Raw genomic sequence first — 202 nt, 5'->3', positions numbered from 1 at the left:
AAGAACTCGGCTTTTAACTTGGTATCTTCTAACTCTTTCTCAAGGGCTTTAATCTTTTGCTCTGGTGTTAAATCTTTAGGCTCTGACATGTCAGTAACCTCACTCATGTGTTCAGGTGTTCCCTTACTCCAATCTAGTCGACCATGCTTACGAAGCCAAACTAAAACTGTTGAAGCACCTTGGATACCATAGTGGTCTTGCG

At 42.1% G+C, this 202-nt stretch carries 1 pseudogene; it reads right to left on the bottom strand.

The features are described 5' to 3' along the window. Window positions 1-202, bottom strand: a pseudogene (locus AN214_RS22155) (IS3 family transposase); the annotation flags it as partial.

Origin of the sequence: Pseudoalteromonas sp. P1-9 (assembly GCF_001399975.1) — a bacterium.
In the GTDB taxonomy this organism is placed as follows: Bacteria; Pseudomonadota; Gammaproteobacteria; order Enterobacterales; family Alteromonadaceae; genus Pseudoalteromonas.
Note: the sequence above shows the minus strand (reverse complement) of the source record. Positions and strands in the feature narration are given on the sequence as shown.